The 23,892-nt window shown below is 55.7% G+C and carries 18 protein-coding genes; 8 read left to right on the plus strand and 10 right to left on the minus strand.

Translation table 11 applies throughout. The features are described from left to right. The first annotated feature begins 183 nt into the window (after positions 1-183). Entirely contained in the window at positions 184-1,422 is a 1,239-nt protein-coding gene (locus KKW20_RS08605; RefSeq protein WP_214567475.1) for an efflux RND transporter periplasmic adaptor subunit, read from the plus strand. Then, positions 1,419-5,192: an efflux RND transporter permease subunit gene (locus tag KKW20_RS08610; protein ID WP_214567476.1), complete on the plus strand. Its 3,774-nt coding sequence runs from the start codon at positions 1,419-1,421 to the stop codon at positions 5,190-5,192. Before KKW20_RS08605 ends, KKW20_RS08610 begins: the two co-directional genes overlap by 4 nt. A 71-nt stretch (positions 5,193-5,263) precedes the next feature. On the opposite strand, the gene KKW20_RS08615 is transcribed toward KKW20_RS08610, so the two are convergent. Further along, the gene (locus KKW20_RS08615) at positions 5,264-7,078 is read right to left on the minus strand and encodes an ABCB family ABC transporter ATP-binding protein/permease (RefSeq protein WP_214567477.1); all 1,815 of its coding nucleotides are present in this window, start codon (positions 7,076-7,078) and stop codon (positions 5,264-5,266) included. A gap of 105 nt (positions 7,079-7,183) precedes the next feature. Next, positions 7,184-8,665: a LysM peptidoglycan-binding domain-containing protein gene (locus tag KKW20_RS08620; protein WP_246534517.1), complete on the minus strand. Its 1,482-nt coding sequence runs from the start codon at positions 8,663-8,665 to the stop codon at positions 7,184-7,186. Between the two features lie 219 nt (positions 8,666-8,884). Between KKW20_RS08620 and KKW20_RS08625 the strand changes: the two genes are divergently transcribed. Continuing rightward, a complete protein-coding gene (locus tag KKW20_RS08625; RefSeq protein ID WP_214567478.1) occupies positions 8,885-9,442 on the plus strand; it encodes an LOG family protein in 558 nt (185 codons plus the stop codon). A 56-nt stretch (positions 9,443-9,498) separates the two neighbouring features. Here the strand turns inward: KKW20_RS08625 and KKW20_RS08630 are convergent, their stop codons facing one another. The 5 genes from KKW20_RS08630 to KKW20_RS08650 form a co-directional block, all read right to left on the minus strand. Then, a complete protein-coding gene (locus KKW20_RS08630) occupies positions 9,499-10,098 on the minus strand; it encodes a superoxide dismutase (protein ID WP_214567479.1) in 600 nt (199 codons plus the stop codon). Positions 10,099-10,389: 291 nt separating this feature from the next. After that, positions 10,390-10,947 (minus strand): sarcosine oxidase subunit gamma, encoded by a 558-nt coding sequence (locus tag KKW20_RS08635; protein ID WP_214567480.1) that lies wholly within the window; start codon positions 10,945-10,947, stop codon positions 10,390-10,392. Continuing rightward, positions 10,940-13,957, minus strand: coding sequence for a sarcosine oxidase subunit alpha family protein (locus KKW20_RS08640; protein WP_214567481.1), 3,018 nt, complete (start codon positions 13,955-13,957; stop codon positions 10,940-10,942). Before KKW20_RS08640 ends, KKW20_RS08635 begins: the two co-directional genes overlap by 8 nt. After that, positions 13,954-14,277: a sarcosine oxidase subunit delta gene (locus KKW20_RS08645; RefSeq protein ID WP_214567482.1), complete on the minus strand. Its 324-nt coding sequence runs from the start codon at positions 14,275-14,277 to the stop codon at positions 13,954-13,956. Before KKW20_RS08645 ends, KKW20_RS08640 begins: the two co-directional genes overlap by 4 nt. A 12-nt stretch (positions 14,278-14,289) precedes the next feature. Continuing rightward, on the minus strand, positions 14,290-15,537 hold the full coding sequence (locus KKW20_RS08650; protein ID WP_214567483.1) for a sarcosine oxidase subunit beta family protein: 1,248 nt from the start codon (positions 15,535-15,537) through the stop codon (positions 14,290-14,292). Positions 15,538-15,790: 253 nt separating this feature from the next. Here KKW20_RS08650 and ccmI point away from each other — a divergent pair, with 253 nt between their 5' ends. The 4 genes from ccmI to KKW20_RS08670 are packed head-to-tail and all read left to right on the plus strand — an operon-like array spanning position 15,791 to position 18,159. Continuing rightward, on the plus strand, positions 15,791-17,044 hold the full coding sequence (gene ccmI / locus KKW20_RS08655) for a c-type cytochrome biogenesis protein CcmI (RefSeq protein ID WP_214567484.1): 1,254 nt from the start codon (positions 15,791-15,793) through the stop codon (positions 17,042-17,044). Next, positions 17,041-17,505, plus strand: a complete 465-nt coding sequence (gene ruvX / locus KKW20_RS08660; protein WP_214567485.1) for a Holliday junction resolvase RuvX — start codon at positions 17,041-17,043, stop codon at positions 17,503-17,505. Before ccmI ends, ruvX begins: the two co-directional genes overlap by 4 nt. Next, positions 17,505-17,747 (plus strand): DUF1289 domain-containing protein, encoded by a 243-nt coding sequence (locus tag KKW20_RS08665; RefSeq protein ID WP_214567486.1) that lies wholly within the window; start codon positions 17,505-17,507, stop codon positions 17,745-17,747. Before ruvX ends, KKW20_RS08665 begins: the two co-directional genes overlap by 1 nt. Before the next feature lie 55 nt (positions 17,748-17,802). Further along, complete coding sequence (locus KKW20_RS08670; protein WP_214567487.1) at positions 17,803-18,159, plus strand: hypothetical protein; 357 nt, start codon at positions 17,803-17,805, stop codon at positions 18,157-18,159. Between the two features lie 3 nt (positions 18,160-18,162). On the opposite strand, the gene ispG is transcribed toward KKW20_RS08670, so the two are convergent. The 3 genes from ispG to hemA all read right to left on the minus strand — a co-directional run bounded on the left by ispG (position 18,163) and on the right by hemA (position 21,996). After that, a complete protein-coding gene (gene ispG, locus KKW20_RS08675) occupies positions 18,163-19,287 on the minus strand; it encodes a flavodoxin-dependent (E)-4-hydroxy-3-methylbut-2-enyl-diphosphate synthase (RefSeq protein WP_214567488.1) in 1,125 nt (374 codons plus the stop codon). Between the two features lie 145 nt (positions 19,288-19,432). After that, positions 19,433-20,656, minus strand: coding sequence for a helix-turn-helix domain-containing protein (locus KKW20_RS08680; RefSeq protein WP_214567489.1), 1,224 nt, complete (start codon positions 20,654-20,656; stop codon positions 19,433-19,435). A gap of 116 nt (positions 20,657-20,772) precedes the next feature. After that, entirely contained in the window at positions 20,773-21,996 is a 1,224-nt protein-coding gene (gene hemA, locus KKW20_RS08685) for a 5-aminolevulinate synthase (protein WP_214567490.1), read from the minus strand. A gap of 329 nt (positions 21,997-22,325) precedes the next feature. Here hemA and KKW20_RS08690 point away from each other — a divergent pair, with 329 nt between their 5' ends. Beyond that, positions 22,326-23,714, plus strand: coding sequence for a M20/M25/M40 family metallo-hydrolase (locus KKW20_RS08690; RefSeq protein WP_214567491.1), 1,389 nt, complete (start codon positions 22,326-22,328; stop codon positions 23,712-23,714). Positions 23,715-23,892: the final 178 nt, after the last annotated feature.

Raw genomic sequence — 23,892 nt, forward strand, 5'->3', positions numbered from 1 at the left:
TGAACTCGCACCCTTTTGCCCCAAAGAAGCACGAATGCCAAGAGCGTGAAGGATATCTGATGCAATCGCTCATCGCCCAAATGTGAACTATTTTTACATTACGCCTTGTTCCCGCCTTAGACAGCTCCTATCTTTTTCTGAAAATTCATATTCTGCCTGATAGAAAAACCAACAGGATCTCTCATGCGCCTTTTTCCTATTCTGACCGCCATCATCGTGGTCTTTGGCCTTTACGTCGCAATTTTTCAGCGTGGCTGGCTGACAGATGCCTCAAATACCCCAACGGAGGCGGCCGCAGAAAACAGCGCACAAGCCGCGACAGACAGCGACACATCAACCGAAGGCGAGGTTAAGGTCTCGGTCATCGCAATCGCCTCTACATCGCGCGACATTGAAAGTGCGGTTGTGGTACGCGGGCGCACCGAAGCCTCGCGTCGCGTTGTTGTGCGCGCTGAAACCTCTGGTCAGGTTATCTCTGAGCCGCTGCAAAAAGGACAACGCGTTGCGGCCGGCGACCTGCTTTGTCGGCTTGATCCCGGCACACGGGCGGCCAACCTGTCGAAAGCGCTCGCAGACCTTGATGTTGCACGCGCCCGCGCACCCGAGGCAGATGCACGCGTTTCCGAAGCACGGGCACGACTTGACGAGGCCCTGATCAACCTCAACGCCGCTGACAAATTGTCCGAAGGGGGGTTTGCGTCGGACACCCGCGTTGCCAACGCCCGTGCGGCGGTTGAAGCGGCCCGCGCCGGTGTTGTCGCGCAGCAATCCGGGTCCTCAAGTTCCTCAGCGTCCATTCAAGCGGCCGAGGCCGCGGTTGCCGCCGCGCAACGCGAACTTGAAAATACAGAAATCATCGCCCCTTTTGACGGTATTCTTGAAACGGACACAGCCGAGCTCGGCTCGCTTTTGCAGCCCGGAGCAGATTGCGCCAGCATCATTCAGTTGAACCCGATCAAGCTTGTTGGGTTTTTGCCCGAAATTATGGTCGACCTTGTCGACCTTGGCAGCACAGCCAAGGCACGATTGACCACCGGTGATAGCATTTCCGGCGTGGTGACCTATGTCGCGGACAGTTCGGACCCAAACACACGGACCTTCCGCGTGGAAGTCGAAGCCGACAACAGCACCGCAACCTTGCGCGAGGGACGCACCGTAGAGATCGCCATTGCTGCCGACGGACGCAAAGCACATCTTTTGCCACAAAGTGCCCTGACCCTGGATGATGACGGGCAATTGGGCGTCCGCATCGTTCTTGAAGGAGACCGCGCAGGGTTTGCCCCGGTAAACATGGTACGCGATACGAAAGATGGGGTGTGGGTCACAGGGCTGGAAGATGAGGCCAAGGTCATCATTGTTGGCCATCATTATGTCACAGACGGTGTCGCCCTTGATGTTACATTGCAGGAACCGGGCGCATGATCGGCATCGTAGACTGGGCCGCAGAACGGGCCAGAATGGTCATCGCCTTTGTGTTCTTGTCAATTGCGGCAGGGGTTTTGGCCTATGTAAACCTTCCAAAAGAGGGCGAGCCGGATATTGAAATCCCTGCCCTCTTTGTCTCGGTCCCCTTCCCCGGCATTTCTGCCGCTGACAGCGAACGCCTGTTGGTGCGCACGATGGAAAACGAGTTGGCAGACATTGACGGGCTGAAAACCATGTCAGGCACCGCCGCTGAAAACTACGCGGGGGTTGCACTGGAATTTGAATTTGGCTGGGACAAAACCACCGTCATGGCCGACGTGCGCGACGCGATGAACACAGCCGAAGGAAATTTTCCAAGCGGGTTTGAGAAATATTCGATCAACGAGATCAACTTTTCTGAGTTTCCGATCATCATTGTGAACCTCACCGGCCCAGTTCCTGAACGCACGCTGATCCGGGTGGCGCAAGACCTGCAGGACCGGCTTGAAGGTCTGGACGCCGTTCTTGAAGCCTCCCTTGCGGGGTATCGTGATGAAATGCTTGAGGTCGAAATCGACCCGCTGCGCCTTGAGGCATACAATGTCACCGCGGGCGAATTGATCAATGTTGTACAAAGCAACAATCAATTGATCGCGGCTGGCGAAGTCAAAACAGCAACCGGGGCCGCCTCGGTCAAAATCCCCTCATCGTTCGACGAAGTTGAAGATGTTTATAACCTGCCCGTAAAGGTCAACGGCGACAGTGTCGTCACCTTGGGCGATTTGGCCACCATTCGCCTGACGTTCGAAGACCGGGCAGGCACGGCACGCTTTAATGGGGAAACGACGGTTGCGTTGCAGGTGGTTAAACGCAAAGGTTTCAACCTGATTGATACCGCCGCCAAAGTCCGTCAGATCGTTGAGGACGTCAGCCTTCAATGGCCCAAAGAACTGCGCCAGGCGGTGCATGTTGGCACCTCAAACGACCAAAGCTTTGTGGTCGACAGCATGGTCAAACAACTCGAAGGGTCGGTGATCACCGCCATCGCATTGGTGATGATTGTTGTCCTAGCCGCCCTTGGTGTGCGCTCTGCGTTGCTGGTTGGTTTTGCCATTCCAACGTCGTTCCTTTTGACCTTTGCCCTCTTTGGCGTGCTGGGTGTGACGGTGTCCAACATTGTGATGTTTGGGCTTATCCTCGCGGTCGGGATGTTGGTGGATGGCGCAATTGTTGTCGTCGAATACGCCGATAAAAAGATCAACGAGGGCGTCGGCCCAATGGAGGCCTATACCCGCGCGGCCAAACGTATGTTCTGGCCCATCGTCAGTTCAACCGCCACCACGCTTTGTGCGTTTTTGCCGATGCTGTTTTGGCCCGGCATTCCGGGGCAATTCATGGGATGGCTGCCAAAAACACTGATCTTTGTGTTGTCTGCATCCCTTTTGGTGGCGCTGGTCTATCTGCCAGTTGTTGGGGGGGTGTCCGGACGATTGAGCCGCATCTTTGCCCATATTTCAGAGGCGCTTAGACCTCTTCGCCTCTGGATCAGGCTCGCTCTGGTGCTCGTGTCTCTTGCGTTGCTGCTTGTGTCCCTCGCGCAGCTCATCAACCCTGGTTTCTTGATCAACGAGCCGTCAGAGGGATTGGCCAGATTTATTCCAGGCACTCTCTTATTCCTGCTATCCACGTCTATGCTCTCTATCTCTGTCGGGACCATCTCTTTCGGCAAACCCGCAACAAAGGTGACCTCTGGCTATCAACGCAGCTGGTTCGGGAGCATCATTCACTTCATCTCCGGCAACCCAATCATGCCGATTGTGACCATCATGTCTGTGGTGGCCTTTGTGGTCGCGACGTTCATCACCTTTAGCGGCAACAACAAAGGGGTCGAGTTCTTTACCGACAGTGAGCCAGAGCAAGCGATTGTCTTTGTTCGTGCCCGTGGCAACCTTTCGGTGCAGGAAAAGGATGCAATGGTTCGGCAGGTCGAAGATGTTGCTTTGGCCACCAAAGGGGTGGAAACCGTATTTGCCTTTGCGGGCGACGGGGGGCTAAACCAAAACACCGGCGGGGCCAGCGGGCCACGCGACACCATCGGCCAGCTCCAGCTGGAACTGGTGGCTTGGGATGATCGCCCATCCATTGAAAAAGACATCAAGCTGTTTGGTTTTCTGCCCTTCACCACCACCGAAATTGATCCAGAATATGATGGCGATTTTGTCATGGCCAAGCTGGAAGAACGGTTGGCGGAGCTGCCGGGCATTCGGTTTGAGGTGTTGAACCTGAACCGGGGACCGGCCTCGGCCAAACCAGTCCATCTGCGCCTGAAAGGGGACGATTGGACGTCACTTCGGGCCGCAACCGAAATGGCGGTCGCCAAGTTCAACAGCACCCCGGGTCTCGTTCAAATCGAGGATACCCTTCCCCTGCCCGGCATCGACTGGCAGTTGGATGTGGATGTTGAAAAAGCGGGGCGGTACGGCACCAATGTGGCCACTGTTGGCGGCATGGTGCAGCTTGTGACCAATGGGATCTTGCTTGATACCATGCGGGTCGACAGCTCGGACGAGGAGATTGAGATCCGCGTGCGCCTGCCGGAAACTCAGCGACTGTTGTCAACGCTGGACACGCTTAAACTGCGCACGGCAACCGGGCTTGTGCCTTTGTCTAACTTTGTCACACGCCAACCTGTGCCCAGCCTTGCGCAAATTGATCGCGTAGATCAAAGCCGGTATTACGATGTGAAAGCTGGGGTCGCACCTGATTTGGTCAAACTTGTGGATGCAGACGGGGGAACGCAGGTTGTCTCTCTGGCTGAAGCCGATGAGATCACCGCAAGCGACACGGGTCTTACGCGTGTCCCGGTCACCCCCGGCGAACGCATTGCCACGCTGACCGATTGGGCCAAAGAGGTTGGCCTGCCCGATGGCGTGACATTCGAATGGACCGGCGATCAGGAAGATCAGGCAGAGAGCCAAGCCTTTTTGGGGCAGGCCTTTACAGGCGCATTGTTCCTGATGTTCATCATCCTGTTGGCGCAGTTCAACAGCCTCTATAACTCGGTCTTGGTCCTACTGGCGGTGGTCCTGTCCACCACCGGTGTTCTGATCGGGATGATGGTGATGGGCCAGCCGTTTTCGATCATTATGACCGGAACAGGGATCGTGGCGTTGGCGGGGATTGTGGTGAACAACAACATTGTGTTGATCGACACCTATCAAGACTACTCGCGCTATATGCCCAAGCTCGAAGCCATCACCCGCACGGCAGAAGCGCGCATTCGCCCGGTGTTGTTGACGACAATCACCACAATGGCCGGTCTTGCGCCAATGATGTTTGGCTTGTCACTCGACTTCTTTAACGGCGGCTATTCCATTGATGCGCCAACGGCCCTGTGGTGGAAACAGCTGGCTACAGCCGTTGTCTTTGGCCTTGGGATTGCGACGGTACTGACACTGGTCTTCACCCCCTCAATGCTCGCCTTGCGGGTCTGGGTGTCGGCGGGTGCTTACCGTTCCGTTTCCGAACTGCGCGCCTTGGCGCAACGTCATAGCCAAACGGCCCGTGATGTTGCCCTCCAGCGCGCGGCCCGGAAAAAGGACGTGGATGAGATCCAGTGGGGAGATATTGATGACCGGGCGGTGGACAGCGCACCGGTCAGTGCACCCTTGCACCCCGAGGATCCCAAGGTTGCGCCGGGCATGGACCGCAGCACACAAGCTTCTGCGGATGACGCGGACGCGGAAACGATCGCAGACAATCTCGACGCAGCCCCGGCGAAGTCATAACATGAAAAAGGAGCGGGTCGCATCAGACCCGCTCCAATTCGTTACCCCAGCAGTCAATCAGAGTTCCAGCTTTACGCCGCTTCTTCCTCGCTGGCTTGACGCGCCCACATGGCAGAATACCGGCCCTGACGCGCCAAAAGATCTTCGTGGCGCCCCTGTTCGACAATTTTGCCTTGTTCCAGAACCACAATCTGATCCGCATCAGCAATGGTCGACAGACGGTGGGCAATGGTAATCACCGTGCGCCCTAGGCCCATTTCGCGCAGACTGTCCTGAATGTCGCGCTCGGTTTGCGTGTCAAGCGCCGAGGTCGCCTCGTCCAACAGCAAGATCGGCGGGTTCTTAAGCAATGTCCGCGCGATACCCACACGTTGCTTTTCACCGCCAGACAGCTTCAGCCCACGCTCTCCAACTGAGGTGTCATATCCATCAGGCAGGCCCATGATAAAATCGTGTATCTTCGCGGCCCGCGCAGCCTCTTCGACCTCTTCACGGCTGGCGTCTGGTCGACCGTACGCGATGTTGTAATAGATCGAGTCATTGAACAAAACTGTGTCCTGCGGCACCACGCCAATGGCCTTATGAAGACTGGTCTGCGTGATATCGCGAATGTCCTGCCCGTCAATTTTCAACGCCCCGCCACTGACATCATAAAACCGGAACAACAGCCGACCGATGGTGGATTTCCCCGATCCCGATGGTCCGACAATGGCGACCGTCTGCCCCGCTGGCACCTGCAATGAGACACCCTTCAAAATGGCACGTTCGTCATCATAGCCAAAGTGAAGATCCTCAAAGGTCAACGCCCCGCCAGCCACCTTGAGGTCGGGCGCATTGGGTTTGTCGTTCACTTCTGCGGGCTGTTCCAACAACGTGAACATTTCACCCATATCGACCAAGGATTGCCGAATTTCGCGATATACGGTGCCCAAAAAGTTCAGCGGCATGGTGATCTGGATCATATAGGCGTTGACCATGACGAAATCGCCAACAGTCAGTTTGCCTTGCTGAACCCCCATTGCCGCCAAGACCATGACGGCCACCAAGCCACCCGTGATCAGAAAGGCTTGTCCAAAATTTAGAAAAGCCAGCGAATACGAGGTCTTAAGTGCGGCCCGCTCATACCCCGCCATCGCCACATCATACCGCTCTGCCTCGCGCGCCTCGGCGCCAAAATACTTGACTGTCTCAAAATTCAGCAGGCTGTCGATTGCTTTTTGGTTCGCATCGGTGTCTTGGTCGTTCATCTCTTTGCGGATTTTCACCCGCCACTCGGTGACTTTGAACGTGAACCAGACATAGGCCCAAATCGTCGCAACAACGACAGCTAAGTACCAAACATCAAAGACGAAAAACAAAATCGCAGAGACCATCGCCAATTCAAGGGCCAGCGGCCCCATTGAGAAAAGCAAAAAGCGCAGAAGGAAATCCACCCCTTTGACACCACGCTCAATGATCCGGCTCAGACCGCCTGTTTTGCGCGAGATGTGATAGCGCATGGACAGGCGGTGAATATGGGTAAAGGTTTCCAGTGCCAATTGGCGCAAGGCCCGTTGCCCCACCTTCGCAAAGATCGCATCTCGTAACTGTTGAAACCCATTCGACATCAACCGAGCACCGCCATAGGCGAGCGTCAACCCCACGGCCCCAAGGCCAAGCCATGTGGCCGGATTCGCAGCATCGCCCGCCAGCGCATCCACAGCCGCTTTATAAAGAAACGGCGTAAAAACGGTGACGACTTTGGCCAAGAGCAACATTGCCATCGCCCAGACGACACGGCGCTTTACCCAAGCCTGTCCCTTTGGCCAAAGATATGGGGAAACACGCTTAATGATCTGCACGCTGTCTTCGGGTGCCTGTGTGGCAGTGATATGGGAATGTCGCATGCTCGCTTCTTTGCTGGCTGACGCGTCCAATAGACGGATTTCAGGCGGACCCTACAGATAAGGGCCCACCTGTCCAAGGTCGAGGGTTGAAAACTGTTTTTAATGCTATTGTTGGCCCGGCACCGCAAAAACCTGTCCTGGATAGATCAGATCGGGGTTGCTGATCTTGTCACGATTGGCATCAAACACCTGAACATAAAGCGTCCCTTCCCCCAGGTTATCGCGTGCAATCGCCCACAGCGTTGCCCCGGCTTGCACGGTCACAACGCGCGGACGAGAGGTAGTTTCGCCAGTGGCATTTGCGGCCTCAACGGCAACATCGCCCTCGTCCTGCTCTGCATTCAATTGAGCGTCTGCAGACGGTCCCCTTGCAGGGTCAGGCAGGGCGTCTTGGGTCAAGGCGACCTCTGCATCCTCTTGCGTCGCCGGCGGTGTTACAGGCGTTTCTTGCCCGTCAGAGCCATTCGCCACTGCAACCTCCAAGGAATTGGTGGTTGTGCCGTTTGCGCCATCTGAACTCGGTGTTTTTGCCTCATGAATGGCCGGTTCTTTTGGGGCAGCGAGCGCATCTTTGCCCTCGTTCACATCTTCGGTTTGCACATCAGCAGGAGCTTCGGACAATGCTGCAAGCTGTGCGGGGTCTTCTCGCTTGAACGGCGTTTCAAGTTGCGATGTCACGTTTTCTGCGCCATCCAATGCCTCGATGCGCATCGTATAAATCCCTGCATCCACATCATTCAGCATCACCCGCCACTGACCATTTTCAGAAATCCGCCCTTCGGCAATCCGCGCATTATCCAAATAGATATGAATAGTTTGCGTCGCAGTCCCCCGTCCGGCCAAGGCAACCACGCCAGTCTCATCATAGGAAATACTGTCCAGACTGACATCAACAGGTTCGCCATTTTCACCCGCGTCTTGGATGACCACAATTCCTTCCTGATCCGCCAGCAAAACCTGCGGGCTTTGGGGTTGTTCAACGGGGGCTTCGGCCGCCACCTCTGGCACCGTATCACCCGTGTCTCCCCCCGGCACAGGCGCATCCAGTGCGGCTGTTACGGACGTTGCGTCAGCCTCGGGTCTTGGTGCTTTGGTTGGACCGACAATCACGGATTGTTCCGAGGATTGAACAGCCTTGCCATCAACCAGCAGGCTCATGACGCGAGGCGTGTCAGATGGGGCTAAGGTGAACAGAGCCACGAAATTGCCATTGGCATCGGTTTGCGTGGTGCCCACGGGTTGACCATCGACCAAAAGCTCGACTTTTGAACCCGGCGTGGCTTGCCCTGCAATAACCGATGCGCCGTCAGGCTCCACGCGGACAACATCAAACCGGGGGGGGAGAGCTGTCGCAGGTACATTTTCCGGATCCGGTTCGGGCGGAGTTTCGGGGAGAGAGGTGACATCATCAAGTGAAGTCTTGGGTGCAACACCCTGCGATGGCTGTTCCAACATAGGTGCTTTCACCACCGTTGGTGCATCATTTTGTGTCATCCACCAGCCGAACGCCGCCAAAACTATGGCAATCACCGTGCCACCCACCGCCAATCCGCCTGCGCCCAGTTTGGGCGTTTCATTTGATGTCATCATCATCCCCTCACGGTTGATCTCACGACCTTCCCCGTCGAAGACCCAACCTGTTTTTTGTTACTTGCCTGTACGCATCACGGCCCGCCTGCCCCAACGAATGGTGAAAGGCAAAAATCCCCAGCCTACCCCACCGTTATTGCGATTGTTTCACCGCGACTTGAGCCAGCTTAACAATCCCGGTAACACCGGTCAAAAGGTCTATTGAAGGATGACGACATGGCCCGTACAGCATCTATTTGTGTTTTCTGCGGCGCACGCTTTGGAACCAACCCTGCTTATGGGGATGCCGCTCGTGAATTGGGGGCGGGGCTGGCACTGGAAAACTGGCGCCTTGTTTATGGGGCCGGCGATGTTGGGCTGATGGGAACCGTCGCCAAGGCCGCCCAAGATGCGGGCGCAGAAACCTTTGGCGTGATCCCCCAACATTTGATGGATTGGGAAGTCGGCAAGCGCGATCTGACAAGTTTCATCGTGACGGAAAACATGCACGAGCGGAAAAAGGTCATGTTTATGAACTCGGACGCCATTGTTGTGCTTCCGGGTGGCGCGGGATCACTGGATGAGTTTTTCGAGGTCCTGACATGGCGACAACTTGGGCTGCATGACAAGCCAATCGTGCTGTTGAATGTTCTGGGCTATTGGGATCCGCTGATCGCATTGATGGATCACATCGTTGCGCAAGGGTTCGCGGATGAAAGCGTTAAGGAGTTCATTCATATTGCAGATGATGTCCCTGCCGCGACAGCCGCCCTAAAAAGCGCGTTAAAGCAATAACGCAAACAAAAAGGGCCGCTCACTGAGCGGCCCAATCATCTCTGTTAACGCGGCATTCACATGCGCGAGGCAACATTTTCCCAGTTCACAAGGTTGTCCAGGAAGTTGGACAGGTAAACCGGACGTTTGTTACGGAAATCAATGTAATAGCTGTGCTCCCACACATCGCAACCCAGCAATGCGGTCTGGCCAAAGCACAATGGGTTCACACCGTTTTCGGTTTTGGTCACAGCCAAAGACCCATCGGCGTTTTTCACCAACCAGCACCAGCCAGATCCAAACTGACCTGCGCCCGCTGCGGAAAACTGCGATTTGAAGTCGTCTACCGAGCCAAAGTTCTCAACAAGCGCCTTTTCCAGCTCACCCGGCATGGCCGATTTGCCCGGCCCCATCATCTCCCAGAATTGGTTGTGGTTCCACAACTGCGAGATGTTGTTGAAGATCCCGTTTTGCGCCACGGACGTTTTGTCATAGGTGCCGGTGATGATCTCTTCGAGGGTCTTACCCTCCCATTCGGTGCCCGCAATCGCGGCGTTGCCATTGGTCACATAGGCGTTGTGGTGCAGGTCATGGTGGTACTCCATCGTTTCTGCAGACATGCCAAGATCGGCAAGTGCATCGTGAGCATAGGGAAGATCAGGAAGTTCAAAAGCCATATCGGGCCCCTTAAATCGCGTGTTTCAGTTACGTTCTAGATGGGGCACCATGCCCCTTGCGGTCAAGGGCAGAGACGGAAAAACCGCCGAAAATATCGACGGTTTTTGTTCTGAAACACAAAGCGCGGCTTTCGCTTGGCACGGTTACAGCTTTGCCGACGAAAGTAAGGCAGGCCCAACAGAAGCGCCCCGATGTCGCCGAAGCAACCCAAAAACCTTCCCCGCCTCACCCAAGTTAAATTGGGCAAATTGGGAAAGGCTTGCATGACTTTAGCAAAAGTCATCAGTTTTTTAGGCGTATACCTCACCACCCGGCAAAGCCGCGTCTTTCAACAGATCAAACGCATATTTGCCGACCGATCGGAAGCAGACCAATTCGGCTGTTTCCTCATCAATCAGATGAAACGCTGCTGGGATTTGCGCAATGCGTGTGCGGCGCAATTGCCCCGGTGACAAAGCATTCACATCCGCAGGGCTCACCTTGGCAACCACCTCGCGGGTGGCCGCACCGATGATGCGAAACACAGTCCGCGCATCTGACACATTCACGGCCAATGCATGCTCGCCTGCCAAAGCCTTGGTGAGCGCCGCAACCATGTCATTTGCGTCCGCATGATCCACGATCAGCAAGAGCTCATCCGGGGACATCCAGCCAACACGACCTTTGTCACCTGATGCAATCTCCCCCTGCCCGGGCATCGCAGCACCCGTGGCCGCTTTGACAGCCTTGGCCAAGGGCTTTGATGCAAGATCGCCACGCAAGGTGATCATGCCCACAAGGCCCTGTTCTTCGACGCGCACATAGCCATCAAAGCTGGCGCCATTCAGCGTAGAAACAGCATTAGACATTTTGCTTCTCTCCGTCTTTGTCATAGAAGACCGGATCACAGATCCGCGCCTTAATCACTGTGTTGGTACCATCAACGGTCGGGAAGGAAATCACCTCGCCCATCCGGTCTGGACCGTGCAACACAAGCCCCATGGCAATGCCCTTTTTCAAGGTCGGCGAATGATAGGTAGAGGTCACGCGACCGATAACCGTCTTTTGGCCATTCGCGTTTTCACCATCCCCCTGCGCATAGGCACCATCTGGCAGAACCGACCCGTCAAGCGTCTCAAGCCCCACCAGTTTCCAGCGCTCAGGATCCGCCATATGGGCCCGCGTGTGCGCCCGCTTGCCGATAAAGTCCTCTTTCTTTTTCGAGATCGCCCAGTTCAGCCCCAGATCCTGTGGGATCACGGTGCCGTCGGTTTCATCCCCGATCATGATAAAGCCCTTCTCGGCCCGCATGATGTGAAGCGCTTCTGTGCCATAAGCCATCGCGCCGAACTCTTCGCCCGCCTCATGCAGCTTGTCCCAAAACGCACGGCCTTGGCTGGCAGGGACGGCAATCTCATAGCTAAGCTCACCCGAGAAGGAGATCCGGTAAACCCGCGCCTCAAACCCGCCCAATGTACCGTCTTTCCACTGCATGAACGGAAGCGTCTCTTTTGACACATCCATCCCACCCAGTTTTTCCAAAAGCTTACGCGCGTTAGGACCAACAACCGCAACCTGAGCCAACTGCTCGGTCACATTGGCGACATAGACATTCCAGTCCCACCATTCGCATTGCAGCCACTCTTCCATGTGACCATGAATACGGTCCGCGCCCCCAGAGGTGGTGTGACACAGCCACGTATCCTCATCGATGCGCGCGACAACACCGTCATCCGACAGGAACCCGTTTTCGGAACACATCAGACCGTAACGGCATTTGCCCACAGCCAGGTTCGACATCATGTTGGTGTACATCATATCGAGGAATTTGCCCGCATCTGCCCCTTTGACAATCAGCTTGCCAAGGGTGGACGCATCCAAAAGCCCCAAACGCTCACGCGTGTTCAGAACCTCGCGGTTCACCGCTTCCGCATGGCTTTCGCCCTTGCGTGGATAGGTGTAGGGGCGACGCCAATGGCCCACGGGTTCCATATAGGCCCCCTGCTCTTCATGCCATTCATGCATCGGCGTGCGGCGAATGGGTTGAAAGATCTCGCCCCGTGCCTCACCTGTGATCGCACCAAGCGAGATCGGCGTGTAAGGCGGACGGAAGGTGGTTGTGCCAGTGGTTGGGATCTCTTGATTTAGCGCATCAGAAAGAACCGCCAAGCCATTGATATTTGACAATTTCCCCTGATCCGTCGCCATCCCCAATGTGGTGTAACGCTTGGTGTGCTCAACACTTTCGTACCCTTCACGGGCCGCGAGTTGAACATCAGAAACCTTCACATCATTTTGGAAATCGAGCCACATTTTCATGCGCTTTTTCGGACCTGCACCTTGCGGCATAATCCAAACGGCAGCCATAGGCTGGGTCTCTTCTGCATCCGATTTAGGAGCGGCGGCTTTTGAAGCCTCCCCCCCAACAGCGGCGACAGCAGATTTGCCCGCAGCATCGCCATCAACCAGCACGTCGGCCAATGACATCGCGCCAGAAGCTGCACCCGCTGTGATGACAAAACCTTTGCCGTCATGGCTGGTTGGTGCGCGATCCGGATCCGGGCGGAAATGCGCGTGCGCCTCGTCCCAAATCAATTTGCCGCCGCAATGGGACCACAGGTGCACAACCGGCGACCAGCCGCCAGACATCGCCACCGCGTCGCATTTAATCTCTTCCAGCGCAGCGCCTTCGCCCACTTGGGCGCAGATCGACACGCCGGTCACTTTCTTGCCGCCATGCACTTTTGCAATGGCTTTGCCGGCTTCCACACGGATGCCCGCGGCACGCGCAGCCTCGGCCAGTGGCCCTGTCGCCTCTGGACGCGCGTCCAGAATAACCGGAACATCAAGGCCCGCGTTTTTCAAAGCCAAAGCCGTGCGATAGGCATCATCATTGTTGGTCACAACAACGGTGCGATCACCAACGGAAACGCCCCAATTGACCACATAGTCGCGCACCGCAGACGCCAGCATCACGCCGGGAATGTCGTTGCCCGCAAAGGACAAAGTTCGCTCGATCGACCCGGTTGCAGTAATGATCTGCTGCGCACGAATGCGCCACAGGCGATGACGCGGACGCCCGTCGCCCGGCGTGTGATCCGCAACACGCTCATAGCCGAGCGCATAGCCGTGATCATAAACACCCGACCCCATGGTGCGGATGCGCAGGGTGACATTGTCCATAGCTTCTAGGGCGGCGACAGTCTCGTTTACCCAAGTGCCACAGTCTTTTCCATCAATGGTGCCACCATCAACAGGCGCACGGCCCCCCCAATGGGCGGTTTGTTCCATCAGCAACACCGACTTGCCCGACTGACCTGCCGCCAAAGCCGCCGCCAGTCCAGCCACACCACCACCAACGATCAGGACATCTGTGTGGTGATAGAAATGTTCATACCGATCTACGTCACCTTCGGTCGGAACCTGCCCCAAACCAGCAGATTGGCGCACAATTGGTTCGAAAACATGTTTCCAACCTGCACGCGGGAACATGAATGTCTTGTAATAGAAACCAGCTGGCAGGAAACGCGACACATAATTGTTCACGACCCCCACATCAAACTCAAGGCTCGGCCAGTGGTTTTGCGACGTCGCGGTCAGACCGTCAAAAAGCTCGGTGGTCGTTACACGTTGGTTCGGTTCAAACCGCCCGCCGGTGCCCATGTTCACCAAAGCGTTTGGTTCTTCTGCGCCCGAGGCAAGGATGCCCCGTGGACGGTGGTATTTGAACGACCGACCAACCAAGGTCTGGCCCGTACCAAGCAAAGCTGCGGCAAGTGTATCGCCCTCATAACCCTGCATTTTTTTGCCGTTAAAGGTGAAGTTCTTCACCTTGCTGCGGTCGATCAGGCGACCGCCTGATGCCAGACGAGTGCTCATTTATAGCCCTCCCACTCTGGGTGTTTCGCTTTAACCGCGTCGATGATCGCCTTTGGCGGCTCAAGCGTTTGCGCGGAATAGGTGCCGTAAACTTCCAACGTCATCGTGTTGCGGGCAGCATGGAAAAACTTGCCGCAACCAGACGCGTGCCGCCAGCGTTCAAAGTGAACACCTTTGGGGTTTTTACGCATGAACAAATAGCCTTCGAAATCATCATCCGACGAGCCGGGGCCAAAACGCTTCAGATGCGCTTCGCCGTCGCCGTGCAGGTCCGTTTCATCGGCCATAACGCCGCAATAGGGGCATTCAAGGATCAACATCTTAATTTCCTCCTAGTGCGCAACGCCAGCGGCGACGCTTTCATCAATGAACCGACCTTCGGTGAAGCGATCCATGCCGAACTCAGCGGCCAGTGGCCCCGGTTCGCCCTTGGCCACCAATTCCGCCATCGCCCAGCCAGACCCCGGAATGGATTTAAATCCGCCCGTGCCCCAGCCTGCGTTGATAAAGGTGTTGCCCAGCGGTGTTTTTGAGATGATCGGTGAGCGGTCGCCCGTCACATCCACAATCCCGCCCCATTGGCGCAGCATTTTCAGGCGCGACACAATTGGGAAGGTCTCAACCAACGCCCGTACGGTTTCTTCCACATGGTGGAACGATCCGCGTTGGGTATAGTTGTTAAACCCGTCGGTGCCGCCGCCGATCACCATTTCGCCTTTGTCGGATTGCGACATATAACCGTGCACCGTGTTGGCCATCACAACCACATCCATGCAGGGTTTGATCGGTTCTGACACCAACGCTTGCAGGGCCACCGATTCCATCGGCAAGCGGAAGCCGCCCATTTCTGCCAAGCTGCCAGAGTTGCCAGCGACCACAATCGCCATCTTATCGCAATCAATCTCGCCTTTGGTCGTGGACACGCCTTTGACGTTGCCGCCCTCTTGGCGCACCCCGGTCACTTCGCATTTCTGGATGATGTCCATGCCCATCGCCGAACACGCACGCGCATAGCCCCAGGCCACGGCGTCGTGCCGCGCGGTACCTGCACGTTCTTGCCACAGCGCCCCCAATACAGGGTAACGCGGGCCATCAATATTGATGATTGGCACCAGTTCTTTAACTTTTGCCGGCGAAATGAACTCAGTCTTTACACCCTGCAAGGCGTTTGCATGCGCGGTGCGTTCATAACCGCGAATTTCGGCCTGAGTTTGCGCCAGCATCATCACGCCACGCGGGCTGAACATGACGTTATAGTTCAGATCCTGCGACATCGTCTCATACAGCGAACGTGCTTTTTCATAGATCGCCGCAGACGGGTCTTGCAGGTAATTCGAGCGGATAATGGTTGTGTTGCGGCCCGTATTCCCGCCCCCAAGCCAGCCCTTTTCGATGATCGCCACATTGGTGATCCCAAAATTCTTACCCAGATAATAGGCCGTGGACAGACCGTGGCCGCCAGCGCCCACAATTACCACATCATATTTCTTCTTAGGTGCGGGCGACGTCCAAGCACGCTCCCACCCTTCGTGATAACGCGCAGCTTCCCGCGCAATGGCAAATGCCGAATAACGTTTCATGCGATTCCCCCAGTTCGGGCTTCGGTTTTCTCAGTCTTGTACGCATTTCCCCCCGCGCGTCACAACGACCCAGCGCCGCTTATGGTCAAAAAGCGACATGCCTGTCTGTGGCGCGGCTCACAGCTTTGTGAAAGGGCAGATCGCTTGACCCATATCATGTCATGACCGCCCGAATTGTCACATCTAAGCTTTGGGGGTTTTTAACCCGACCAAGCCCCTATACATGATAGGGAACAAACGATGCGGGGACATTATGGTTTTCTGGGTACTCACCGGTGCAGTCACTTTGGCAGTTGTCATCATTCTTTCGCGGCAGATGTTGCGCAAATCCCCCGAAGCTGATCGGGCGGAAGTCACCTCTGACATGCAGATCTATCGCGATCAGCTGAAAGAGCTTGAGCGTGATATTGAACGCGGCACCGTGACCGGTGCGGAAGCTGATCGTACACGATTGGAAATCTCGCGTCGTCTTCTGGACGCCGACCGCGCCGCCAAAGCGCGCACAGTTGCCAGCGACGCCCCAGACAAGATCACCCGTGGCACCGCTGGGATTGCCGCATTGGTTTTGATCCTTGGCGGTTTTGGCCTGTACTGGATACTCGGTTCCCCCGGCGTACAGGACCTAGGTCAGAAAAAACGCATCGCGATGGCTCAAGAGGTGCACGACACCCGCCCCGGTCAAGCCGAAATCGAAGCCCAACGCCCCGCGTGGGAAGGCCCGCCCGCGGAAACACCCGCAGATTATCTTGAACTGATCAAAAGCCTCCGCGCCTCGGTCGGGAAAAAACCGGATGATCCCAAAGGGTTAGATCTGTTGGTGCAACATGAAACCAACCTTGGGAACCACATCGCCGCACGCGAAGCGATGGATCACTTGATTGCCGTGAAAGGCGAAGACGCCACCGCAAATGACTTCGCGAGACAAGCCGATGTGATGATCATGACAGCCGGTGGATATGTCTCTCCCGAAGCTGAAGAGGCGCTGCGCCTTGCGTTAATTAAGGAACCCCGCAATCACGTTGCGCGCTATTATACCGGGCTTTTGTTTGCCCAAACAGACCGGCCTGATCTGGCCTTTCGCATGTGGCGCGCCCTGCTGGAAGAAGGCCCAGACGGCGCCCCTTGGATCACCCCAATCCGCAGCCAAATCGGGTTTTTAGCGCAAGCCGCCGGTGTGGATTACACTCCGCCCGCCCCCCGGACAACGCCCGCAGGCGACATCTCACAACCCGGACCAACCGCAGAAGACATTGAGGCCGCTCAGGACATGAGCGAGGCGGATCGTGGCGAAATGATCCAAAGCATGGTGGAGCGTTTGTCGGAACGCCTGGCCACAGAAGGCGGCACACCAGACGAATGGGCGCGACTGATTTCTGTGCTTGGCGTTTTGGGAAACACCGAACGTGCCGCTGCAATCTGGGGTGAGGCGCAAGACGTGTTCACAGATCACCCGGACGCGCTCGACGTTGTGCGAATTGCCGCCAAACAAGCAGGTGTTGCCGAGTGATTTTCGAAGCCATCGAAGACTTCAAAGACGCGATTCCGCCTCTTTGCGCTTTGGCCGGATTGGACCTTGGCACAAAAACCGTTGGGGTCGCCGTCTCTGATGGCCTGCGGCAGGTCGCAACACCGCTTGAAACCATCAAGCGAAAAAAATTCACTCTGGATGCCGCGCGTATTCTGGAAATCGCGGCTGATCGTCAGATCGGTGGCATTATCCTTGGCCTGCCCCGAAACATGGACGGGAGCGAAGGTGCGCGGTGTCAGTCCACCCGTGCTTTTGCCCGAAACCTGACCAGACTGACCGACATCCCGATCAGTTATTGGGATGAGCGTTTGTCCACTGTGGCGGCCGAACGCGCCCTGTTGGAGGCGGATACGTCTCGAAAGCGTCGTTCCGAGGTGATTGACCATGTGGCTGCTGGCTATATCCTGCAAGGGGTATTGGACCGTATGAGGCATCTGTAATGGCTGACGACGCACAGATTTGGCAACGCAATGAGGTCGATAGCCCCTGTGTGAAAATCTGCGTGGTTCACCGAGAAGCAGGCCTTTGCACCGGATGTTTGCGCACCATGGATGAAATCGCGACATGGTCCACAATGTCGGAACATGAACGCCAATCCATTATGAAGGCGCTGCCTGATCGACGCTCTGACCTCACCAAACGTCGCGGCGGTCGTAAAGCCCGGCGGCAGCAGCAAAGCTGACCCCCCTCACTGCAACGTGACTGGTGTATTTATCGCCATGGGTTAGCGTTGCAGTATGAAACGCCTTATCCCCGTTCTCTTGATTTTCGCCACACCCAGTTTTGCGTCCGAGTGGAACACGCGGTCAGATGACCAATTGCTGACGCAAACCGAATTAGAAACAACTCTGCGTGGTCAAACGCTTACCTATTATGATGGTGGGACATCCGAATTTCGGGGCGATGGGCAGTATTTCTATACCTACGGTGGCGTTTGGCAAGGGATCTATCATCTTGGCGCCGACAGCACCGTTTGCGTGACCTATGTCACCGAGCAAACGCGCTGTGATCTCTACGTGTCATATGATGGCAATCTGACCGTGATTACGGAAACCGGCCTGCGGTTCCCAATCAAATCCATCGTCAAAAATTGAACGCTAGACTTGGTCTGCCGCCGTTTCAGCCTCTATCTCAGCCGCGCGCTTTTCAACCAAACCAATAATGTGTTCGACCATCTTGTCATTGTCGAGCTTGTGGTCCTGTTTCCCAGCAACATAGACCATCCCCGAGCCAGCACCGCCGCCGGTAAACCCAACATCTGTCATCAGCGCCTCACCCGGACCGTTGACCACGCATCCAATGATCGACAGGCTCATCGGGGTGTGAATATGGGCCAAACGCTCTTCCAGCGTTGCGACAGTTTTGATCACATCAAAGCCTTGGCGTGCGCAGCTGGGGCAAGAAATGATATTGATGCCGCGATGCCGTAGCCCAAGGGATTTCAGGATCTCAAACCCCACTTTCACTTCTTCCACCGGGTCCGCCGACAGGCTCACCCGGATTGTATCACCAATGCCAGACCAGAGCAGGTTGCCCAACCCAATCGCCGATTTAATGGTGCCGGATACAAGCCCGCCCGCCTCGGTAATGCCCAAGTGGATCGGTGCATCCGTGGCCTCGGCAATGCCCTGATAGGCCGCCGCTGACAGAAAAACATCTGATGCCTTCACGCTGATTTTATACTCGCGAAAGTCATTTTCTTCGAGAAGTCGGATATGTTCGAGCGCTGATTCCACCATCGCGTCCGGGCAGGGTTCACCATATTTTTCAAGAAGATGCCGTTCAAGTGAGCCGGCATTTACACCAATTCGGATGGAACATCCGTGGTCTTTCGCAGCTTGCACCACATCGCGGACGCGCCCGGCGTCGCCAATGTTTCCCGGATTGATGCGCAGACAAGCCGCCCCTGCTTCGGCCGCTTCAATGGCACGTTTGTAATGGAAATGAATGTCCGCCACGATCGGCACCGGACTTTCCCGCGTGATTTCCTTCAGCGCAGCTGTCGCACCAACATCTGGGCAAGAAATGCGCACGATATCTGCACCGACCTCTGCCGCCGCAATCACCTGATCCAATGTGGCTTTTACATCCGAGCTGTCGGTGTTGGTCATGGTCTGTACCGATATTGGGGCATCGCCGCCCACCGGCACATTTCCCACCATCACCTGACGGGATTTCCGACGTTCAATGTCACGCCAAGGGCGAATAGGATTGTGGCTCATGACGGGACCTTTCCAACGCAGGGGTTTGCGCCCAGAGATACCTCGCACGTCGCCTTATCACAAGCGCCAGAACGAAAAACGAGCGCGCAATTGCGCACTCGACTTGTTCGTTCAGACGGAGACACCGCAAAGATTATGGCGTGGTTTACTGGCTCAACTGCAGCTCAGCCACATAAGTGGCCAAAGCTTGATCTTCTTCCACATTTGCCACCGAATAGGTTTCGGTCAGAGCGTCTTGTGACAAGGCGATATTTTTCACGACAGAGGCGCCTTCCCCAGCCGGGCCATAGGCGGTGCCATTCACAGCAAAATAAATTGCACCGGCATTTCCAGACCGCAGAACCGGAGCTGCTTCGGTTTTAGGCAAGATGTATTGCTCGCCCGCATCCAGGATCTTCTCGAAAATCACCGATCCGTCAGCCGATTGAATGCGCACCCAGGATGGACGCACCGCAAGGACAACCACTTCTGGCGCATCGGCACCAAACACCTGGACAGAACGCGGTGTACCGGCATCCCCCGTCACAGCCGCAATAACTGATTGGGCATTGCTGCCCGCATCAAAGATCGGCGCGCCTGGAACCGATGGTGCCTGCCCCAGATGAGGCGAGGCATTGGCCAGAACGCCAACATTGCGCGGATCCAGCGTGGAAATAGGGGCATCACGTTGCACCATCACCGGCACGTCAAGTGCAGCGGGGCGATACAGACGGTCAAGCGCCTCGGCAGAGGGGGGAACCATTACAGATCCCGCATCGGCCAGATCAGTCGAACCTTCGAAGACCGGAAGTTCAGACAAAACACCTGGCGTTTGTTCTATTGGCGCAAAGTCCACACGTTGAATTTCTTGCAACACCGACCAGCCTGCAAAGCCCAACACCCCAACGAGGGCGGCCAAAACCGCGACGGATCCCACCGCGCCGGGTTCAATCCGCGCAAAGATGCTTTCGGATTGCGGCACCCAAGTGGCGTTTGGGTTGGCCAATGGGTCAATGTTTTGTTTCACTTTTTTTGCAGCACCGGGTTGCGGCTTCGTCGAGGCGGCCTTGGACATACCGTGCGCGGTGGCAAAGCCGGATTCGGCGCAGAAACATTCAAACGCCCACTCGGGGTTCAGTCCAAGGTAGCGTGCATAGGAACGTACATAACCTGCGATAAACCCCTGCGTTTCGAACGCGGAAGCATCGGCATTTTCAATGGCGGCGATATAGGTGGCTTTGATTTTCAGCTCGCGCTGTACGTCGAGAAGGGATTTGCCGAGCGTAGCGCGCTCACCGCGCATAACGTCCCCAAGACGCAGGTCATAAGAGTCAAAGCCAACGGCTTTATCCTCTTCCTTGATGCGCGACGATGCCCAACGCCCGATCATACAGCCTGCTCCTGATTAGTCTCGCCTGTCCCTAGCGAAGGTAGCGATTCGATGTTCCGCTACCTTTCACGAGCAAGTTACCACAAACTTAAGAATTATACATCTGTCGATTGAGCTTAGGCCGAAAGCTCGGCGCGATTCAGCTCACAATGCGACCAGAGCGCATCCATGGCCTCAACCAGCGCATCCATCTCTTCGGGGCCATGTACCGGTGAAGGTGTGAACCGCAAGCGTTCGGTACCACGCGGCACTGTTGGGAAATTGATGGGCTGCACATAAATACCAAATTGGTCCAGCAGCATGTCTGACAGCTTCTTGGTATGCACCGGGTTCCCAACAATCACCGGGACAATATGCGTGCCATGATCAATGATTGGGAGACCCAGCCCTTTTAGGCGGGTTTTCAAGATGCGGGCCTGCATCTGATGCTGCTCACGCAGGTCATGATCGGCCTTAAGATGCGCAACAGAGGCGGCGCCAGCTGCAGCCACCGCTGGCGGAATTGACGTCGAGAAGATAAATCCCGGCGCATAGGAGCGGATCGCGTCACACATTTTGGCCGAGGCCGCGATATAGCCGCCCATCACGCCAAAGGCTTTCGCCAAAGTCCCGTTGATAATGTCCAGGCGATCCATAAGACCTTCGCGTTCCGCGATCCCTGCCCCACGCGGACCATACATGCCAACGGCGTGTACTTCGTCGATATAGGTCAGTGCGCCAAATTCATCGGCAAGGTCACAGATCGCTTCGATCGGACCAATATCACCGTCCATCGAATAGATTGATTCAAATGCGATCAGTTTTGGCGCATCAGAATCGTCCGCCTCCAACAGCTCACGCAGATGGGCCACATCATTGTGACGGAAAATGCGTTTATTGCCGCCGTTGCGACGCACCCCTTCGATCATTGACGCATGGTTTAACGCGTCCGAATAAATGATCAGGCCAGGGAAAAGTTTTGGCAAGGTCGAGAGGCTGGCGTCATTGGCAATATAGGCCGAGGTGAACACCAGGGCGTCTTCTTTCTGATGAAGATCTGCAAGTTCGGCCTCGAGCCGCTTGTGATATACAGTGGTGCCAGAGATGTTGCGCGTTCCGCCAGACCCGGCGCCCGTTGCGTCAATCGCTTCGTGCATCGCACCCAGCACAGAGGCATGTTGCCCCATGCCCAAATAGTCATTGCCACACCAAACGGTCACCGGTTGCTCGGACCCATCTGGTTTCTTCCAGGTCGCATGTGGGAAATGGCCTTTGTGCCGCTCAATCTCGATAAACGTACGATAGCGGCCTTCTTCGTGAAGATGCCCGATGGCTTCGTCCAGCTTAAGGTTATAGTCCATTTTCCCCTCCAAGTGCCCCTGATTATGGGCCACATGATCCTGTGTGTTGTGACAAACTTAACCTAAAACTTTTTCAGGCACATTCAAAACCAAGAAATGTTCTGCAAAAATCCGGTCAAATCACTCGCGCGTTAAGTCAACTAGACCCAATCGTGGCGGTATTACATTGATCTGGCGCAAATGAAAGAGACCGAAACGTCGCAGAAATCGACCCGCACCCCATACGGAAACTTTCCTCACTGGACAGCCCCCCTGAGCCTGATAGGCTCCGCTCAGACATCAAATTGCGCCTGTTTGCGGGCGGATCACCACATAATAAGGAGCATACCATGACGCTTGACCGCGTTCTTGAGCGTATTGACCATGACCTGACACACTCCGTTGATCGGTTGTGCGAACTCTTGCGCATCCAGTCCATTTCCACTGATCCGGCGTTTAAAGTCCATTGTGACACCGCCGCCGAATGGCTGATCAACGACTTGAAAACAATAGGCTTTAGCGCAGAAAAACGCGTGACGCCGGGCCACCCAATGGTCGTTGGCCATCATGATGGCCCTGGTGGCGAGAACGACCGCCATCTGCTGTTTTATGGCCATTATGACGTGCAGCCCGTCGACCCATTAGACAAATGGGACCATGATCCCTTTGCCCCCTTTGTCGAAGACACGCCAAAAGGGAAAATCATCCGGGCCCGCGGCGCATCCGACGACAAAGGTCAGTTGATGACCTTTATTGAGGCCTGTCGCGCGTGGAAAGCCATCAATGGGTCATTGCCCGCAAAGTTAACGATCTTCTTTGAGGGCGAAGAGGAATCAGGCTCCCCCAGCCTTGTGCCCTTCATGCAAGACAACAGCGACGAGTTAACCGCTGATATTGCGCTGATCTGTGACACATCCATGGTCAGCCCCGGCGTCCCCTCAATCGCCAGCCAACTGCGCGGGATGTTGAAGGATGAATTCACCCTTGTTGGCCCCTCGCTCGACCTGCATTCAGGTCACTATGGCGGACCGGGCCTGAACCCGCTTCGCGAAATGTCGCGCATTATTGCCAGCTTCTATGACGAAGAAACAGGCGCCGTTGCGGTTGAGGGGTTCTATGAGGGGGTAGCAGAGGTTCCCTCAGAATTGCTTGCGCAATGGGAAACCTGTGGATTTGACGAGAAAGAATACCTCGACAATGCCGGCTATACGATGAGCCACGGCGAGAAAAATCGAACCAGCCTTGAACAGCAATGGGCGCGACCTACGCTGGAAATCAACGGTGTTTGGGGCGGATATAATGGCGCCGGATCAAAAACCGTCATTCCATCAGAGGCGCATTGCAAAATCACTTGCCGCCTTGTTGGCGACATGGATCCAGACGCCCTGCGCGACAAACTCCGCGCCCATGTTGAGGCACAGTTGAAGCCCGATACCAAAGTGATCTGGGACAATGATCTGGAAGGGTCCCGTGCATCAGTCATGGATATTTCCCGCCCCGAATTTGCTGCGGCACAAAAAGGCCTGTCAGACGAGTGGGACCGTGAAGCGGTATTTGTCGGCATGGGGGGCTCTATCCCAATCGCTGGGTTTTTCAAGTCCATCCTTGGGATGGAATCGATGCTGGTGGGGTTTGCCAATGATGACGACAAAATCCACTCACCAAACGAGAAATACGACATGAAGAGTTTTCACAAAGGCATCCGATCTTGGGCAAGGATCCTGTCAGAACTTTCATAAACAAAAAAAGGGGTCCCATTCGGGGCCCCTTTGCAATTCGCGACACTTCCAACTCTGCACCACCCTAAAATTTGCCCCTAAGCGGGCGGTTGTTAGTTGACACTTAATATTGCAGTACCCGGAAGACCCCGGAGGTTCTTGGAAGAACTCGGATGGGGCCTTTAAAATAAGGCGCTTT

Origin of the sequence: Aliiroseovarius lamellibrachiae, assembly GCF_018599245.1 — a bacterium.
In the GTDB taxonomy this organism is placed as follows: Bacteria; Pseudomonadota; Alphaproteobacteria; order Rhodobacterales; family Rhodobacteraceae; genus Aliiroseovarius; species Aliiroseovarius lamellibrachiae.

What these genes read in the sequence shown, in the direction of transcription:
- KKW20_RS08605 (WP_214567475.1), top strand. Translation starts at nt 184, where the DNA reads ATGCGCCTTTTTCCTATTCTGACCGCCATCATCGTGGTCTTTGGCCTT.
- KKW20_RS08610 (WP_214567476.1), top strand. Translation starts at nt 1,419, where the DNA reads ATGATCGGCATCGTAGACTGGGCCGCAGAACGGGCCAGAATGGTCATC.
- KKW20_RS08615 (WP_214567477.1), bottom strand. Translation starts at nt 7,078, where the DNA reads ATGCGACATTCCCATATCACTGCCACACAGGCACCCGAAGACAGCGTG.
- KKW20_RS08620 (WP_246534517.1), bottom strand. Translation starts at nt 8,665, where the DNA reads ATGACATCAAATGAAACGCCCAAACTGGGCGCAGGCGGATTGGCGGTG.
- KKW20_RS08625 (WP_214567478.1), top strand. Translation starts at nt 8,885, where the DNA reads ATGGCCCGTACAGCATCTATTTGTGTTTTCTGCGGCGCACGCTTTGGA.
- KKW20_RS08630 (WP_214567479.1), bottom strand. Translation starts at nt 10,098, where the DNA reads ATGGCTTTTGAACTTCCTGATCTTCCCTATGCTCACGATGCACTTGCC.
- KKW20_RS08635 (WP_214567480.1), bottom strand. Translation starts at nt 10,947, where the DNA reads ATGTCTAATGCTGTTTCTACGCTGAATGGCGCCAGCTTTGATGGCTAT.
- KKW20_RS08640 (WP_214567481.1), bottom strand. Translation starts at nt 13,957, where the DNA reads ATGAGCACTCGTCTGGCATCAGGCGGTCGCCTGATCGACCGCAGCAAG.
- KKW20_RS08645 (WP_214567482.1), bottom strand. Translation starts at nt 14,277, where the DNA reads ATGTTGATCCTTGAATGCCCCTATTGCGGCGTTATGGCCGATGAAACG.
- KKW20_RS08650 (WP_214567483.1), bottom strand. Translation starts at nt 15,537, where the DNA reads ATGAAACGTTATTCGGCATTTGCCATTGCGCGGGAAGCTGCGCGTTAT.
- ccmI (WP_214567484.1), top strand. Translation starts at nt 15,791, where the DNA reads ATGGTTTTCTGGGTACTCACCGGTGCAGTCACTTTGGCAGTTGTCATC.
- KKW20_RS08665 (WP_214567486.1), top strand. Translation starts at nt 17,505, where the DNA reads ATGGCTGACGACGCACAGATTTGGCAACGCAATGAGGTCGATAGCCCC.
- KKW20_RS08670 (WP_214567487.1), top strand. Translation starts at nt 17,803, where the DNA reads ATGAAACGCCTTATCCCCGTTCTCTTGATTTTCGCCACACCCAGTTTT.
- ispG (WP_214567488.1), bottom strand. Translation starts at nt 19,287, where the DNA reads ATGAGCCACAATCCTATTCGCCCTTGGCGTGACATTGAACGTCGGAAA.
- KKW20_RS08680 (WP_214567489.1), bottom strand. Translation starts at nt 20,656, where the DNA reads ATGATCGGGCGTTGGGCATCGTCGCGCATCAAGGAAGAGGATAAAGCC.
- hemA (WP_214567490.1), bottom strand. Translation starts at nt 21,996, where the DNA reads ATGGACTATAACCTTAAGCTGGACGAAGCCATCGGGCATCTTCACGAA.
- KKW20_RS08690 (WP_214567491.1), top strand. Translation starts at nt 22,326, where the DNA reads ATGACGCTTGACCGCGTTCTTGAGCGTATTGACCATGACCTGACACAC.